Origin of the sequence: Anabaena sp. WA102, assembly GCF_001277295.1 — a bacterium.
Lineage (GTDB): Bacteria > Cyanobacteriota > Cyanobacteriia > Cyanobacteriales > Nostocaceae > Dolichospermum > Dolichospermum heterosporum.
In genome coordinates this window covers 584,806-601,642 of the sequence record NZ_CP011456.1, presented here as the reverse complement: position 1 = coordinate 601,642, position 16,837 = coordinate 584,806, and the positions used below count along the sequence as shown (strand labels likewise).

The 16,837-nt window shown below is 36.0% G+C and carries 14 protein-coding genes; 8 read left to right on the top strand and 6 right to left on the bottom strand.

Annotated elements, in window-relative coordinates; all coding sequences use genetic code 11:
• Positions 1 to 82 precede the first annotated feature (82 nt).
• A complete protein-coding gene (locus AA650_RS02415) occupies positions 83 to 517 on the top strand; it encodes a TOBE domain-containing protein (protein WP_053537822.1) in 435 nt (144 codons plus the stop codon).
• A 55-nt stretch (positions 518 to 572) separates the two neighbouring features.
• On the opposite strand, the gene AA650_RS02410 is transcribed toward AA650_RS02415, so the two are convergent.
• Positions 573 to 857, bottom strand: a complete 285-nt coding sequence (locus AA650_RS02410; RefSeq protein ID WP_053537821.1) for a DUF427 domain-containing protein — start codon at positions 855 to 857, stop codon at positions 573 to 575.
• Between the two features lie 140 nt (positions 858 to 997).
• Here AA650_RS02410 and AA650_RS02405 point away from each other — a divergent pair, with 140 nt between their 5' ends.
• The 3 genes from AA650_RS02405 to AA650_RS02395 all read left to right on the top strand — a co-directional run bounded on the left by AA650_RS02405 (position 998) and on the right by AA650_RS02395 (position 6,456).
• The gene (locus AA650_RS02405) at positions 998 to 2,488 is read left to right on the top strand and encodes a HEAT repeat domain-containing protein (protein ID WP_053537820.1); all 1,491 of its coding nucleotides are present in this window, start codon (positions 998 to 1,000) and stop codon (positions 2,486 to 2,488) included.
• A 233-nt stretch (positions 2,489 to 2,721) separates the two neighbouring features.
• Positions 2,722 to 3,186: a hypothetical protein gene (locus AA650_RS02400; RefSeq protein WP_053537819.1), complete on the top strand. Its 465-nt coding sequence runs from the start codon at positions 2,722 to 2,724 to the stop codon at positions 3,184 to 3,186.
• A gap of 72 nt (positions 3,187 to 3,258) precedes the next feature.
• Complete coding sequence (locus tag AA650_RS02395; RefSeq protein ID WP_234413272.1) at positions 3,259 to 6,456, top strand: HEAT repeat domain-containing protein; 3,198 nt, start codon at positions 3,259 to 3,261, stop codon at positions 6,454 to 6,456.
• 124 nt (positions 6,457 to 6,580) lie between these two features.
• Here the strand turns inward: AA650_RS02395 and AA650_RS02390 are convergent, their stop codons facing one another.
• The 4 genes from AA650_RS02390 to AA650_RS02375 form a co-directional block, all read right to left on the bottom strand.
• Positions 6,581 to 6,877 (bottom strand): hypothetical protein, encoded by a 297-nt coding sequence (locus AA650_RS02390; RefSeq protein WP_053537817.1) that lies wholly within the window; start codon positions 6,875 to 6,877, stop codon positions 6,581 to 6,583.
• Positions 6,874 to 8,826 carry an AAA family ATPase gene (locus AA650_RS02385; RefSeq protein WP_053537816.1) on the bottom strand — a complete coding sequence of 651 codons (1,953 nt, stop codon included), beginning with the start codon at positions 8,824 to 8,826 and terminating at the stop codon, positions 6,874 to 6,876. Before AA650_RS02385 ends, AA650_RS02390 begins: the two co-directional genes overlap by 4 nt.
• Before the next feature lie 315 nt (positions 8,827 to 9,141).
• The gene (locus AA650_RS02380; protein ID WP_053537815.1) at positions 9,142 to 9,651 is read right to left on the bottom strand and encodes a DUF29 family protein; all 510 of its coding nucleotides are present in this window, start codon (positions 9,649 to 9,651) and stop codon (positions 9,142 to 9,144) included.
• Positions 9,652 to 9,732: 81 nt separating this feature from the next.
• Complete coding sequence (locus AA650_RS02375) at positions 9,733 to 9,924, bottom strand: hypothetical protein (protein WP_053537814.1); 192 nt, start codon at positions 9,922 to 9,924, stop codon at positions 9,733 to 9,735.
• 5 nt (positions 9,925 to 9,929) lie between these two features.
• On the opposite strand from AA650_RS02375, the gene recQ reads away from it, so the two are divergent.
• Positions 9,930 to 12,119 carry a DNA helicase RecQ gene (gene recQ / locus AA650_RS02370; protein ID WP_053537813.1) on the top strand — a complete coding sequence of 730 codons (2,190 nt, stop codon included), beginning with the start codon at positions 9,930 to 9,932 and terminating at the stop codon, positions 12,117 to 12,119.
• A 451-nt stretch (positions 12,120 to 12,570) separates the two neighbouring features.
• Here recQ and AA650_RS02365 read toward each other — a convergent pair whose 3' ends face one another.
• Positions 12,571 to 12,807 (bottom strand): hypothetical protein, encoded by a 237-nt coding sequence (locus AA650_RS02365; RefSeq protein WP_015083356.1) that lies wholly within the window; start codon positions 12,805 to 12,807, stop codon positions 12,571 to 12,573.
• Between the two features lie 347 nt (positions 12,808 to 13,154).
• On the opposite strand from AA650_RS02365, the gene AA650_RS02360 reads away from it, so the two are divergent.
• The 3 genes from AA650_RS02360 (at position 13,155) to hpsJ-A (ending at position 16,826) form a co-directional block, all read left to right on the top strand.
• Positions 13,155 to 15,119: an AMP-dependent synthetase/ligase gene (locus tag AA650_RS02360; protein WP_053537812.1), complete on the top strand. Its 1,965-nt coding sequence runs from the start codon at positions 13,155 to 13,157 to the stop codon at positions 15,117 to 15,119.
• Positions 15,120 to 15,210: 91 nt separating this feature from the next.
• Positions 15,211 to 15,660, top strand: a complete 450-nt coding sequence (locus AA650_RS02355) for a YlqD family protein (RefSeq protein WP_053537811.1) — start codon at positions 15,211 to 15,213, stop codon at positions 15,658 to 15,660.
• A 389-nt stretch (positions 15,661 to 16,049) separates the two neighbouring features.
• Positions 16,050 to 16,826: an HpsJ-like protein, cyanoexosortase A-associated gene (gene hpsJ-A, locus AA650_RS27505; protein ID WP_199924364.1), complete on the top strand. Its 777-nt coding sequence runs from the start codon at positions 16,050 to 16,052 to the stop codon at positions 16,824 to 16,826.
• The last annotated feature ends 11 nt before the right edge of the window (positions 16,827 to 16,837 follow it).

Genomic DNA, 16,837 nt, shown 5'->3' with positions numbered 1-16,837 from the left:
GCGCAGGGTCTGCGTCCTTGATTGTATTGATTATTGCTAGTATTGTATTAGGATTATATTTACTCAATAAATTAGTAGTTTTATGCCAAGAAAAGACCAGGGTTGGGTGACATTTCAAACATCTGAAGAAGAACGCAAGATATTAGAAGAATTTTGTCAAAACTCCCAGCGGACTAAAACTGAGATTTTGCGAGAATTAGTCCGGGGACTTAAACAATATTCAGCACCGTCCATATCATCATCAACTTCACCAGAAAAAGCAGAAACAAAAAATATTGAATTTGAAATTGTTAGTCCCAAAAAAGCATTAAAAGTTAGTTCTCGTAATGTTTTAAAAGGAATTGTAAAACGAGTAACTACAGGCAGTATAAATACTGAAATAACTTTAGAAATCGTTCAGAAAGTTGAATTAACTTCCATGATTACTAGAGTTTCCGCTGAAGAATTAGAATTATCTGAAGGTACAGAAGCCTATGCTGTGATTAAATCTAATGATATTGTGATTGCTAAAGATTAGAAATACTTAACTTAGATTCCCGACTTCTTAAAGAAGTCGGGAATCTTTTTGTTTACTAAGCTTCGATTTTTACACCTTTCCAGAAAGCAACATAACCTTCTATATTTTTAGCCTTTTCCTTAGTGCTAGGATAATACCAAGCGGCATCTTTATTAACTTGTCCATTAACTTCAACACTGTAGTAACTAGCAACCCCTTTCCAAGGACAAGTGGTATGAGTGCTGCTGTCTGTAAAGTATTCCTTATTAATAGCGTCAACCGGGAAATAATGATTTCCTTCCACAACTACAGTATTATCGCTTTCGGCTAGAATAGCACCATTCCAAATTGCTTTCATGATTTGAGTCTGAAAAAAGTTAATAATTCATATTGTTACATTTAAAATGATAATTTACTAACGTGATACAGTGAATTCTAGTAATTTTTTTCAAAATACCACCTGTCAATCTCGAAATAAGTTTTATTATTTATAGTAAATTTATGAAACCAGAGGATTTTGCCACAACGGTGACTGATGATTGGGATGTCTTCTTGCCCAAAAACCATAAAAATCAACCCATAGACAATCAAGCATACCGCATTTTTGAACCCCAATGGCAACGAGTAATATTATCCTGGTTTGGACGCGAAGATGTGCCCAAAGAGTCAAAAGAGGCATTTATTCAAGCTTTGGTCAATTTTGAAGATGGCTGTGTACCATATCAGGGTAAGGGTTTTTATGGTTATCGCGCCTATTTTTTAGCAGCAGCAGCGATCGCTCAATTCCCAGAATCGGCAAAAGCTGATAACATAGTTCAACAACTGGTAAATTGGAAATTAGATTATTATTGTTTCAATAGCATTGAACAGCAAGTTACTGTAGCACTTCAAGAAACCGACAGAACCAAAGCCATAGATACTTTAGTCCAATCAATCAACACATTACAACAAAATTTCACCCTTTCTCTCGCCATTACCAGCTTAGAGACAATCGGATCTGGTAGTGAAAAAGCCATTTCCGCTTTAATACAACTATTAGATACCTCAGAGGATAAAGATATCCTTAGACGAGTAGTTAAAAGCTTAGGAAAAGTAGGCTATGGTAATGAACAAGCTATTTCCGCTTTATTAAAAATTATAACTACATCAGAAAATAATGATGTCCGTAAACAAGCGACTGAAAGCTTAGGAGAAATAGGCTATGGTAATGAACAAGCTATTTCCGCCTTAGTGCAAATTTTAGATACAGCACAAAATGATGCTATTTATTGGCAACTAGCTGAAAGCTTAGGTAAAATAGGCATTGGCAATGAAAAAGCCATTTCTGCTCTAGTACAATTACTAGATAAATTAGGCAATAAATATACAAGTGGATTAGGAAAAATAGACAATAACCACGAAAAAGCGTTTATTCTCCAAGCTGCTACAACCCCATATCAAATAGAAACTGATCACGAAAAAGCCATTGCCAATTTAATCCAAATCTTAAATGTATCAGAGGATGAAGAAGCGATTAGTCAGGCACTTTATACATTAGGAGAAATAGGCAAAGGTGATGCAAAAGCCATCTCTGCTTTAGGGCAACTCTTAGATACATCACAGAATGAGTATATCCTTGTGCAAGTAGCCGAAAGCTTAGGAAATATACATCCTGGTAACGAAAAAGCCATCTCCGCTTTATTGCAACTTATTAACACATCAGAAAATGATGAAATTATTGTCTATGCACTAGAAAGCTTAGGCAATATAGGTATGAATAATGAAAAAGCCATTACCGCCTTAGTGCAACTTCTGGATAAATCACAGAATGAGTACACCCATAAACTAGCCGCTAAAAGCTTAGGAAAGATAGTCACTAACAATAAAGATATATTCTTGGTGGTGCAAGCTTTACGTCGCTATAAATTAGATAGTGAAGACTATGATTTGATTTGGAATTGCGCCCAAAATATGCCCTATCCAGAATTTTATCAAGCTTGGCATCATTCTTGATTTATCAAAAATATTTTCCATTTTTCTGTTTGCTGGGTTATGTAAATTATCAGATTGGTAGTTTATTTTCACGCTAGTCCTAAATTCATAGCAACAGGCTTAAATTACCATTTATTTGCGTGATATACTGAGTTTGGTAAAAACTTTTGCGAAACAGGGATAGCGAACCGCTGCTGCAAGCAATTCGTATCTGTTGAAATAATCTTTACACCATTTTAATTTATAGCGAATTTATGGAATCTTTAACACTCATGGCTGTTGTAAATACTATTGCTGCTATATCAAGTAACCCTCTAGTAAGTAAACCTCTAGAAAAAATTGGCGAAAATTTTGGTGATTTAATCTGGACGCAAGTAGGGAAATTAATCACTAAGTTACGTGAAAAGAAGCTAGTACCGCGATTAATTGAGGCTGTTGAAGCAAATGAACCTCAGCCATTAGATTATGGTCAAGCTGTGTTAGAACTCACAGAAGCCGCCAAGAAAGACCCAGAAATTGCTCAAGCTGTGCTAGATGTAGAAGCAGCAGTTAATAATGATCAATCTGAAACTGCTAAGAAAATTCAAAAATTAGCAGAAGAAATTAAAAATCAGTCTTCAGTTGTTAAGAATTATAATTTTAGCAAATTAGCAGAAGAAATCAAAATAGAAAAAGGTGGAATACTCGCCCAGAATATTGATACCATTAATATTCAATGACCACAGTCGCTCGACGGGGAGAATCGGGCAAAGTTAACTCCCATTAATTGGACAGAAATCTGCCGAGAACTGTTGGCAGAAACGCAAAAATTAACTACAAATTCCCTCACTTATTCTGAGGGGGTTAATTTACAAGTGCCAGATGTTTATGTGCCACTAGGTTTAGTAGAACGAAAAGAAATATCTAAGCGTGAAAATGATTCTTTTCCAGATAAAGGATCAGAACTTTATCAAGAACTTGAAATTATTCAAAAGTTTGAGAATCAGGAATTTTTAGAACAAGTTTTAAAAGAGAAAAACACACGCAAAAGTAAATGTAAACGCATTGCAATTATTGGTGAACCGGGGGCAGGTAAAACTACCTTATTACAAAAAATTGTTGATTATTTATCTAAAAAAATTAATCAATCAATTATTATTTGGATATCTTTAGCCGATTTACAAGGTGAAAAATTAGAAAAATATTTATTTGATACTTGGCTAACTGCTGCTAGTCAAAGAATAGGACAAGCAGAAGCTACAGACCAAATTAAAAATGATTTTGTCACCCAATTTAACAAAAGTCGAGTATGGCTATTATTAGATGGGTTAGATGAAATATCTAGTAATTCTGGTCATATTTTAGCTGATATTCATAGACAAATTCGGCAAAGTGGATGTATTAATCAAGCACGAATCGTTGTAACTTGTCGGTTAAATTTATGGGATGGTGGCAGCAATGCGCTTAATGATTTTGATATCTATCGAACTTTAGACTTTTCTTATCCTGAACAGGTAGAAAAGTTTATTGATAAATGGTTTACCGCAATTCCTGAACTGGATAGAGAACGAGGTAAACGATTATGTAATTCTTTAAAAGAAACTGGTAAAGAGCGCATTCAAGATTTAGTTAAAAATCCTTTGCGATTAACATTACTTTGTTTAAATTGGCAAGCCAGAGAGGGAAAATTACAAGATACACAAGCGGGATTCTATCAGCAATTAGTTGATGATTTTTATAAATGGAAACAAGATGAATTCGTCACGAAAGCAGCACAACGTCAACAACTGAATATTAAATTAGGTGAATTAGCGAGGGAAGCAATAGATAAAGAAGCAACTCGTTTTCGCTTGCGGGGTGAGTTTATTAATCAGTTTTTGGGTGATGCTGATGATAAAAATTCACTACTAAGTTTAGCTTTGAGATTAGGTTGGCTAAATAAGGTGGGAAAAGATACAGATAGAAAACCTGTGTATGCTTTTTTTCATGCCTCATTTCAAGAATACTTTGCTGCCACAGCAATTAATGATTGGGATTTTTTCTTACCCAGAAACCATAAAAATAAACCTGTAAAAAATAAAAAATATCGTATTTTTGAACCACAGTGGAAACAGACAATATTGCTGTGGTTAGGACGACCAGAAGAAAATATAAGAACTCAAAAAAAACAGTTTATTGAGGCATTAATTGAGTTTAAAGATGGCTGTGTGAAATATAAAAATAAAGGTTTTCATGAATATCGAACCTATTTTTTAGCTGCTGCTGGAATTGCTGAATTTAAAGATTTTTCTCAAACAGATGAAATAGTTAAGCAAATTATTAATTGGTCATTAGATATTTCTAATTATAGTAATATTCACGCTCAAGCAGATGTAGCGATACAAGAAACAGATCGAACAAAGGCGATCGCAGCTTTGGTAGAATTAATCAACACATCACAGGATGAATCTACCCGTAGGCAGGCGGCTGATAGCTTAGGGAAAATAGGCCTTGGTAATGCAGTTGCGATCGCAGCTTTGGTAGAATTAATCAACACATCACAGGATGAATCTACCCGTAGGCAGGCGGCTGATAGCTTAGGGAAAATAGGCCTTGGTAATGCAGTTGCGATCGCAGCTTTGGTAGAATTAATTAACAGATCACAGGATCTTTTTACTAAGAGAATGGTGGCTGAAGGCTTAGAGAAAATAGGCATTGGTAATCAAGTGGTGATCGCTGCTTTGGTAGAATTAATCAACACATCACAGGATGAAGATACCCGTTGGATCGTGGCTCTTAGTTTAGGGAAAATACACCCTGATAATCCAGTTGCGATCGCAGCTTTGGTAGAATTAATCAACACATCACAGGATGAATCTACCCATAGGATGGCGGCTGTTAGCTTAGGGAAAATAGGCGTTGGTAATGCAGTTGCGATCGCAGCTTTGGTAGAATTAATCAACACATCACAGGATGAGTATACCCGTGGGCGGGCGGCTGAAAGCTTAGAGAAAATAGTCGTTGGTAATGCAGATGAGATCCCTGCTTTGGTACAATTAATCAACACATCAAAGGATAAGGTTATCCATATATATGTGGCTCTTAGCTTGGGGAAAATGGGCGTTGGTAATCCAGTTGTGATCGCTGCGTTGGTAGAATTAATTAACACATCACAGGATTCGTGGTATACTCGTTTGCGCGCGGCTGAAAGCTTAGGAATAATAGACCCTGGTAATCCAGTTGCGATCGCAGCTTTGGTAGAATTAACTAACACATTACCAGATACTTTCATCCGTGGAATTGTCGCTGAAAGCTTAGGGAAAATAGGAGTTGGTAATGCAGAAGCGATCACGGCTTTGGTAAAATTAATCAATACATCACAGGATGAGCAGACACTTAGGAACGCATCTGAAAGCTTAGGAAAAATAGACCCTGGTAATCCAGTTGCGATCGCAGCTTTGGTAAAATTAATCAATACATCACAGGATATTTTTATCCGTGATTATGTGAGTGAAAGTTTAGGGAAAATAGGCATTGGTAATCCAGTGGCGATCGCTGCTTTGGTAAAATTAATTAACACATCACAAGATGAGGAGACCCATAGATGGGCGGCTTATAACTTAGACGAAATAGACCCTGGTAATGCAGATGCGATCGCTGCTTTAGTAAAATTAATTAAAACATCACAGGATAATAAGACCCTTGGGTTGGCAGCTTATAACTTATACGAAATAGACCCTGGTAATGCAGATGCGATCGCTGCTTTGGTAGAATTAATCAACACATCACAGGATGGGGGTATCCGTAACTTGGCGGCTGATAGGTTAGGGAAAATAGGCGTTGGTGATCAACCTATGGTAATTAAAGCCATAAGTGGTTATCAGCTAACTAATGAACATTATCAACTCATTGGGAAAATCGCCCAAAATATGCTTTATCCAGAATTTTATCAGACTTGGCATCAACCTTCCTCTTTTACTCGTTTATTCCGCACTGTCAAAAGCATTTTCTATAGTATTTCCAAGAGATAGAAAAACTTCCTTAAACTTCAGAATAATATCGAAACCCGAATAAATATAGTACCACCGGAATACAGATAGTACCATAGTACCGAATAATATCGAAACCGGATCATAACCCAATAATTAGTCGGTTTTAACCGACTTTAGCTATTAGACAGGGAATTAATTCCCTGGCTAAAGCTAGTTTAGGGTTAACCGTTTTAGGAATAAAATGATCAACTGCTGGGCTACCTGTGTCATAAGGAATCCATTGTGCTGAATATACACAAATATGATTACAAGCATCGTATAAATCAGGCAATGATTTTCGCCAATAATCTCTCCACTCTTTAGTTTTGGGATTAGGAACTTTACTTAAAAAAGCTAAACCTGGTTGTCTAACTTTTTCGTCAAAATCATCAGGTTTAGGCTGGGGTTTAATAGGAATCACAAATCTACTCCATGCTGTTCTGCAAAATAAACCCACCTTGGCCAAAATCTATCATCTTCTGATAAATACCTTGCCAAATCATTTGATACTCTTGCCACATCTTCCGAATTTGGATTATCTGATAATTGTAAAACTTTCGCTGCTTCTATAGCCTTTTCTGCTTCCAAAGAACGAGCATGACGCAATTTGAAAACATCAGACATTAACCAAGAGTCTACCACACCTTGACGGATAAAAGGAAGTTCTTCAATTTGGACTTCATTACCTAATAAATCGCTTTTCACCAGTTCTAAACTAAATAGCTTATCAACTCTTTCATCAAATCTAGGTTCTACAGATGCCATAACTAAAGGAGAATGAGTAGCAACCATAATTTGCACTTGTAAATCAGATGCTAAATCATCTCTCACATCTAACAACGCAGGTAAAATAGCCCTTTGCCATTGGGGGTGAAGATGTGCTTCTAATTCATCTACTAAAATAACCATTCTCTTCTGTGGTTCTATGCGGATAAGTTTTGATTGTATTTTATGTTCTTCATAAGCCCAAACTATCAAATAAGCCATTGTAATTATCCTCTGTACCCCTGCGGAAGCATGAATAATGGGAACAGTTCCATAAGGATGTTCTATGGTGGGAATTTCTCTAGCATCATAAGGAAGTCTGACAGGTTCTCCCGGTTTCAAAATTCCTAAATCCCCTTCTTCGGGAGGTGATAAACGTTCTAATACTTTTACTAAGGTGTCAAATGGATATTTATCTGGTCTACTTTGCCATTGAATCCAATCTTGTAATAATCCATTAATAAAAGTATTGCCATTTTCATCTTTTTGACCATTCCATAACTCATCTTTTGTAAACACAAAAGGAAGTGGTTTTTTCTCAATATTTCTAATCCGTGAAGAAGATGACAAATATTGTTTTGCTGTGTCCCATACGGCAAAAGAACCATCTACTCTGGCATAAATTAAAAGACCTGGAATAGTTGAGCGATTTTTAATTTCATTCCATCTTTGAAGTTGCCAGTCATAAGAAATACTCTCTGTATCAGATTCAGAATCTCCAGAAATTTTAAATGTAATTACAGGTTCATCTTCACTTCCGGTTTGCGTTGGATATGCTGGTAAATTTGCCCACTGTCCAGTTAAAGCCCACCAAGCACATTCTAGTAAAAAAGTTTTACCCAGTCCATTATCACCTGTAATTAAACTCAGTCGTTCTGCTGGTTCAAAAAAAAGTTTTTTTGCAGCCCCTACCCCTTGTATTTCTAGATAAGTTAAAGTACCTTCTTCGGGTGGTATAAATGGAGGTTTTTCAATAACAGTTTTCAATTCTGTCCAAGACACTTTTTTATTTTTGAAAAGCTGGCTTATGTTGGTATTTTCAGGAATAGAAATATCAAATAAGTTGTTAAATTCTTGTTCATTTATCAAAAAATCATCTTTAAATTTTTCAATAATATCTTCTGGTGTTGTTTCAGATGACCATTCTTTTTCACGATATAGCCATACAGCTAAATGAAAAGTAGGAATCAGTTGATTATCATACTGAAACAAACAGGATTTTAAAATTTCAATATAGTTATCTTTCCAGCCCCATCTGTCTTCATTTATGTTATTGATTAATGATTCTCTAAATATTGGTGTATGGATATCTTTATAAATCTCTCTATAAACATCTTCTATTATAGAATTTACATATCTGTTAAGTTTTATCCATCTATTTTTATTTTTTGATAAACGGAAACATCTATAAGAAAATGTTGAGTCCTTATAGAGTTTATAGTTTTTTTCTAAAAAATCTTTAATTTCCGAATATAGAGATATTTCAATCGTATTACCTACTGGTAATTGTAATTGCTTAAACTTCAAAAAAGTAATTCCCCAAAAAGAATCTACATTTTCCAAATGTTTAAGAGACTCTCTAATCTGTTCAATACTAATAAACATGAGTTTATCCTGTTCACTTTTTTAAGTTAATCTGAATACATTACAGGTTAAATTCTTTCACAAAATAGCAAAATACAAAAACCTGGGTAATTATTAAAACTAGCTTACCTAGTTTATGACAAAAAATATCCAACAAACACAATCTACCAGAACTAACGCAAAAACTCTCTAAAACTCTTCTTCCTTCGCTACCTTCGCTCCTTCGTGGTTTGTTCATCTAATATCTTATCATCACGAAGACAACAAAAGCATATATCTACGCCAAGTTGGTCATTCATTACTTCATTATCTTCAACCAACTTAGTTTTGCCCAAACTACTCAAACCAATCTTCACCACCTGGTAATTGTGATAAATAATTATCAATCATCTTTGCTAACTCTTTAGGTTGATATTCATAAGTTAACAACAAAAGGTTTTCAGCAAAATCAATTAATTCTTTTCCTTGTAATCTTTGAGAAACTTGACTTGGTTTTAACGTTCCGCCAAAAATCTCCGCACTAGCGGGACGAATTGCCATTTCTAAAGCTTCTGCTAAATATTCACCCCATGCATCAGATTTAATATAATAAGATTTTTGATTATCTTTAATATTCAATTTGGCAATTTGAATCACAGAATCAGAAATTGAAGCAATCCAAGAATTAGTTAAACGCTGTTCAATTTGATTTTTAATCAGATGAATAACCAACCTCACTAAAAAAGCTTCTATTTTTCGCAAAGTTCCCTGTTTGCTCATCTCCTCCAAATCATCAAGAATTTCCAAGGCATCATCATAACGCCCTTCTAATATAGTTTGTCTTAACTCCATTAATTCTTGCGTCATAGTTATTTTATTCTACCTAGTTGCAGACATTAGTTGATCTTGTAGTTTTGATGTTCTATAATAACCCAAATTGCTAGATATCTAGCTAAGACTGGGAATGGGTAATAGGTAATCAGTCATAAAATCCCTATTTTTATCCTGTTCATCCTTTAATCCTGGATATCCTGATTCTGACATTTTCCTATCTATAAATTCTAGCGTTCCCTCTACCAATTCCCCAACGTGCGTTAAAATTCTAATATCTTCATCACAAACCAGACACGCAGCAGCCATCTACCATGCTTCAGTACCCACACCTAGAAAAAGCCTTAAAACATCATTTTGGTTATGATCAATTTCGCCCTGGACAACGGCAAATTATCGAAGATGCACTAGAGAATCGTGATTTAATGGTAATTATGCCCACAGGTGGGGGTAAATCTCTGTGCTTTCAATTACCGGCACTTTTAAAACCCGGTTTAACAGTGGTAGTCTCACCCTTGATAGCTTTAATGCAAGATCAAGTAGAAGCACTGCGAACTAATAACATTTCTGCCACATTTCTGAATAGTAGTCTTAACGCCTATAAAGTTCGCTCCCGTGAAGAAGCGATCATGAATGGTAAAATAAAATTGCTTTATGTCGCCCCAGAACGCCTTGTTAGTGACCGATTTCTCCCCCTTTTAGACGTAGTTAAGGAAAAAGTGGGGATTTCCACCTTTGCCATTGATGAAGCCCATTGTGTCTCAGAATGGGGGCATGATTTCCGCCCAGAATATCGGCAATTAAGATTACTCCGAAAACGTTATCCTGATGTGCCTACAGTTGCCCTCACTGCTACCGCCACAGATAGAGTCAAGGCTGATATTATTGAACAATTAGGATTAAGACAACCAAGTATTCATATTGCTAGTTTTAACCGCCAAAATCTTTATTATGAAGTCCGGGCTAAAAGTAACCGTGCTTACGCCGAATTATTAGAAATAGTTAGAGAAAATGAAGGTTCGGGAATTATTTATTGTTTAACTCGCAAAAAAGTTGATGAAATAACTTTAAAACTCCAAAATGATAAGATTTCTGTTTTGCCTTATCATGCTGGTTTAAGTGATGAGGAAAGATCAAAAAATCAAACTCGGTTTATTCGGGATGATGTGCGAGTAATGGTAGCCACCGTTGCCTTTGGCATGGGCATTAATAAACCTGATGTGCGGTTTGTTGTGCATTCCGATTTACCCCGAAATCTAGAGAGTTACTATCAGGAATCAGGGCGAGCCGGTAGAGATGATGAACCTTCTAAATGTACATTATTTTTCAATTATGGTGATATTAAAACTATAGAATGGAGTATTAATCAAAAAACCGATCCTCAAGAACAATTAATAGCTAAACAGCAACTAAGACAGGTAATTGATTATGCGGAAGGGACAGATTGTAGACGCACAATTCAATTAAGTTATTTCGGGGAAAGATTTCCCGGAAATTGCGGAAATTGTGATAATTGTCTTTATCCTAAACCTGTCCAAGATTGGACAATTGAAGCCATGAAATTTCTATCTTGTGTGGCCAGGTGTAAAGAAAGATATGGAATGTTACATATTATTGATATATTAAGAGGCGCGAAAAATCAGAGAATTGTTGTTAATAAACATGATCAACTTTCTACCTATGGAATTGGCAAAGATAAAACAGTAGATGAATGGCGAATGTTAGGAAGATCACTTTTACATCAAGGGTTAATAGAACAAACCGCAGACGGTTATTCAATTTTAAAACTTAATGCTTTGAGTTGGGAAGTAATGCGAAAACAACGCCCAGTTTCCATTGCTGTTCCTATAGCAAAGAAAATTACTTGGGAAGAGGAAAATGTCAAAGCAGCAGATGTAGAAGTGCTAATGCAAAAATTGCGATCGCTTAGGAAAGAACTCGCAGACGAACAAGCAGTACCACCCTACGTCATCTTCCATGATTCTACCCTCAAATTAATGGCACAAAGCCAACCAAAAACCTTAGATGAATTTGGCAATCTTTCCGGGGTTGGTAGTCATAAATTATCTCAATATGGCGAAAGATTCTTAGCAGAAATTCAAAAATACCGCCAAGAACAAGGGTTACAAGAAAAGACTATTAATCGAGTTAGTTCCTCACCTCATTCTCACTCACCTTCTGATACAGAATTAACAACATTGGAATTATATAACCAGGGTTTGAGTATTGAAAACATCGCTAAACAACGCAACGTTAAAACTGCCACAATTATCAATCATCTCTCCAATTTAATTGAGAAAAAACAACCTGTAGATTTAAGTAAATTAGTCCCCTTAGAACGCCAAAAGAAAATCTGGAACGTCTTAGAAATTGTTGGTGATATTGCCCTCACACCCATTCGGGAAAATTTAGGTGAAAGCTACAGTTTTGACGAAATTCGTTTAGTTAGAGCAAAATGGCGCAGAGAAAAACAAAAAACCATTAAAGATGATATTGATTTTTAGTTTTTTGCAGATAAAGCCAGAGATAGCAGCTTTGGTAAAACCAAACAAATAGCCGCATTCAATATTGTTAAAAATAGACCATCAATTAAACTCATAAATAACTCTCCCTGTGATAACTACATCTTGATTTTGCATTCTAAACACCATTTTTGAATTTTTGAATGTCTTTGACATTGCATAAGTAAATTAAATACTTGCAACTTTTCTATTCCCTGTTATGTATAGCAATCCTGTCTGATTTGTGAAAATTGATGTTTTTACCGAGAATTACAGCGGTTTCCGCTCTTATGAGGGACAAAGTTGAATCATGAAACTCTTGTAGTGCAGGCATCTTGCCCGCTAGATATGTACCTCATAACACCAGGAAGTGCTGTATGAATAGCGCAGAGAAGAAAATAAATAAATATATTCACAAATAATTGAGGATTGCTATTATTCGCTAATATTCTCTTTAATTAGGAGAACATTGGGAACAAAAATTCGGACTAAATTTACAAGATTGACTACCAGTTAATCCGTAGGCTGTACAATATGGGAAACTGGTCATTGCCATTTTGGCGGATTTGCAACTAGGAGTAAGGGCAAATGGTTGAGATTGTTGAGGTTTACGAACCAAAACCATAGATAGCAGCTTAGGCAAAGCCAAACAAGCCCCTGCATTGATGACGGTGAGCAATAATACATCCATCAAATCTATAGGGAATCACCCCCAAATGAAATTACATGAACACAGTTTGACTAAAACTAAAATATATGGCAATGTCCTAAGACTCAACCATAGTATTTAGTTTATATAAAATCAGTTTAGCATAGATTTTTATATATGGAACGGTGATAATTCAGTAATTGTGATCAATTAATGTGTAAACTAAAGATTAAATAATTGGTTATTATTGGATTTAACATCAGTATTTAAGTAGGTGAACACAATAAAACCAAACTGTGTAAAGAAATGTAAAATCGCTGAAAACTTCTTTACTCTTGCCTCTTGCCTCTTGCCTTGCTATGACGACAATTTTCAACGCCAACCTACTTATGACAAAAACCCAATCTGCAACTTCTTTCTTAGCTAACATTTCTGAGCGGGAAAGCCTGGCTTTACAGAGTTTAGTAGATTACACAAACGTCGAGTCACTACCAGAAATTTGGACTTTAGCTGCCAGGAAATTTGGTAATATTGTTGCCCTGCATAACCCCCACTCCAAACCAGAAGTAAAAATTACCTATAGTCAGTTGTCAGGGCAAATTCAACAATTTGCCGCCGGTTTGCAAAAGTTAGGCATCAATATAAACAATAGCGACACTCTTCCCTATGGTGAACGGGTTTCCCTCATTGCTGACAACAGTCCCCGCTGGTTTATTGCCGACCAAGGTATAATGACCGCTGGAGCGGTAAATGCAGTCCGTAGCGCCCAAGCAGAACGAGAAGAATTACTCTATATTATTTCCCATAGTGGCAGTACCGCATTAGTAATTGAGGATCTCAAAACTCTAAATAAGTTAGGAGAAAGCTTAAATGAATTGCCGATTAAGCTGGTAGTTCTCCTTTCTGATGAAGCACCACCCACAGAACGTAATTTTCCAGTGGTGAACTTTTCCCAATTATTAGATATTGGTAGTAACAACACTTTAATAGCTACCAAACAAAGCAGCGAAAGTTTAGCAACTCTAATTTATACCTCCGGGACTACGGGAAAACCCAAGGGTGTAATGCTATCTCACAAAAATTTGCTGCACCAAGTTAAAAGTTTGGGGGTAGTTGTCCAACCAGAAAAAGGAGATATTGTTCTGAGTATTCTGCCCACATGGCATAGTTATGAACGCAGTGGAGAATATTTTTTACTTTCTCAAGGTTGTACCCAAATTTACACTAATTTGCGTTCTGTGAAAGGGGATTTAAAGAAATTTAAACCCAATTACATGATTGCTGTTCCTCGACTATGGGAATCAATTTATGAAGGAGTGCAAAAACAATTCCGCGAACAACCAGCTAAAAAACAAAGTTTGGTCAAATTTTTACTGGATATGAGCCAGAAATATGTTGAAGCGCGGCGTATTTCCCAGAGATTGAGCTTAAATCACATTCACACCTCACTTATTGAACGTTCCCAAGCCAAAATAGCAGAATTAGTCTTGTTACCACTCCATATACTAGGTGAAAAATTAGTTTATGCCAAAGTGCGAGAAGCCACAGGTGGAAAAATTAAGCACGTTATTAGTGGTGGTGGGGCGCTACCTGCATATATAGATAACTTCTTTGAAATTGTTGGTGTGGAAATTTTACAAGGTTATGGTTTGACAGAAACCTCACCAGTAACTAATGCTCGTCGTCCTTGGCGAAATTTACGGGGTTCTTCGGGACAACCAATTCCGGGTACGGAAGTAAAAATTGTCAATCCTGAGACTCGTCAACCTCTACCAGTTGGAGAACGGGGTTTAGTCCTGCTCAAAGGGCCACAAATCATGCAGGGCTATTATCAAAATCCCGAAGCCACAACCAAAGCCATAGACACAGAAGGTTGGTTTGATAGCGGTGATTTAGGTTGGGTAACTCCTGAAAATGACCTAGTATTAACAGGTAGAGCAAAAGACACCATTGTTTTAACCAACGGTGAAAACATCGAACCCCAGCCCATAGAAGATGCTTGTTTGCGATCGCCCTATATTGACCAAATCATGTTAGTAGGACAAGATCAACGTAGCATTGGCGCTCTGATTGTTCCTAACCTAGAAGCCTTAGCAAAATGGGCAGAAACTCAAAATAATAGTGAAAAGATTGACTTAGAGAGTAAAATAGTCCAGGATTTGTTTCGTCAAGAATTAAATCGGGAAGTCCAAAACCGTCCCAGCTATCGAGCCGATGATCGTATTGGAGCATTTAAACTCATTGAGGAACAATTCTCAATTGAAAATGGACTCATGACACAAACTCTGAAAATCCGTCGTCACGTTGTCATGGAACGATATTGCGATATTATTAACAAGATGTTTGCTAAATAATTTCCTAATTTCCCCCTAAATCTTGGGCGGGGAAACCCCTACTGACTCCTCTCCACACTACAAACTATTTAAGAGTGAACGTACAAATTTTATGGATGTCTCCAACCCTCAATTGCTTTTAAAACGCCCAATTAATGTCAAAGCCATAGTTACTAGTCTCTGGAAAGAGGAAGTACAACAGCAACTCCAAGCTCAGATTAATCAAGTTGACCAACAACTACAACAACTAGACGTTGAAGGACAAAGAGCAATTAGCGCCATTCAAAAGCAAAGTGTTCAACCACCAGGACCCCAAACACTCCAACAAATTGACAATATTCAACTGCAAGTCAATCAAAAGAAAAGTGAACTCCTAGAGCAGAAAAACCAAATGCTGCAAAATCTCCAGCAAGTACAATTGTTGGAATTAGATCAAGAAGTCAACCAATTTCAAATGGAAAGCTTTTTCCGCATCGAACTGGGTGATAACTTGATTAGTAAAATGCAGGTGGAAGTCGTCCTGCGTGATGGCATTGTTGAAGAAATTCGCGGAGATATCTAAATAACTTAATCCTCGACTTCTTGGAGAAGTCGGGGATATTTCTTGAAGCAGGGGGAAGCGATCGCTTATTTGATAAATAAATGAAATAAATGACTATATTGAATCTCTAAAAGATAAATATTACTAATAATAGCTAAAAACCGAAATTTTTGACACACTACCAATTTATAATCAATTAGATAGTTTGGCTTTGTTCCTGCTAATTAATCTTATTATCAGTTTTTTGGCTATTTTTTAACAAAGTTACATCAGCCTACCGATACCGCTATAACGGTTATCTTTAATTTATAACATAATTTAGGGCGTATAATCTACGCTACTACAAAGGTTATAATTCACTGACTGTATCTCACTCAAGTGCATACCGCTATATAGCATAAACAAACATCATGAACATGAAGAACATTAGAAAAAGCATTAATTTCTTCTTTTTCTCTTTAGTCAGGAATTTTATCAAATTTTTCCGTCGGGTTAAATTAATAGGAATCTCATTTAAGAGTAGTGATCTGACTGGTCTATTACCAATCATCGGTTATGCTCTTGTGATTATGTCATTCATAGACTTTATCTATGTTCTTTCTGAGTTCCAACTCCAAAACTTTGAAAGTGAACTTAATTCTATTAGAGCATTCACTGAACACAGTTGGATTTTTTTGATTGGTTTGGGGTTTATTTTTACTCGTTATTTTAGTGAAAATCAATATGACATCCGCTTTCCAGAAATTATTTTTCAAAAAATTATTCGCTGGATAATCCTATTGATGGGAGTCGCATTTTTCCTGGCAATTCCCCTGGTTTTTGTAAATACAGGACGTTTATTAAAATCAGTAAATAATCAGATCATCGAACAGCAAAAGAGCAATATTGAACAAATAAGCCAAATCGAGAAGAGTCTAAATTCTGGGGTTAGTACAAAACAACTCAAGCTTTTTGGTAAGAATATCAACCTGAGTCCAAAGGAATTAAATTTACCAGATCCTCAGATCAAAAATGCAATTACACAAAACTTACTCATTGCCAAAAGAAGAATTTCCGAAGCGGCAGCCCAAGCTAAGCGACAGCAATATAGGAATAGATGGAAAAATAGTTATAGAACAATTATTGCTCTCTTTATTCTTGGTTTTACCTTTGTGTTTGTTTGGTTCAAAATAGGCCAGGCTTTTTAGAATGTTACAGA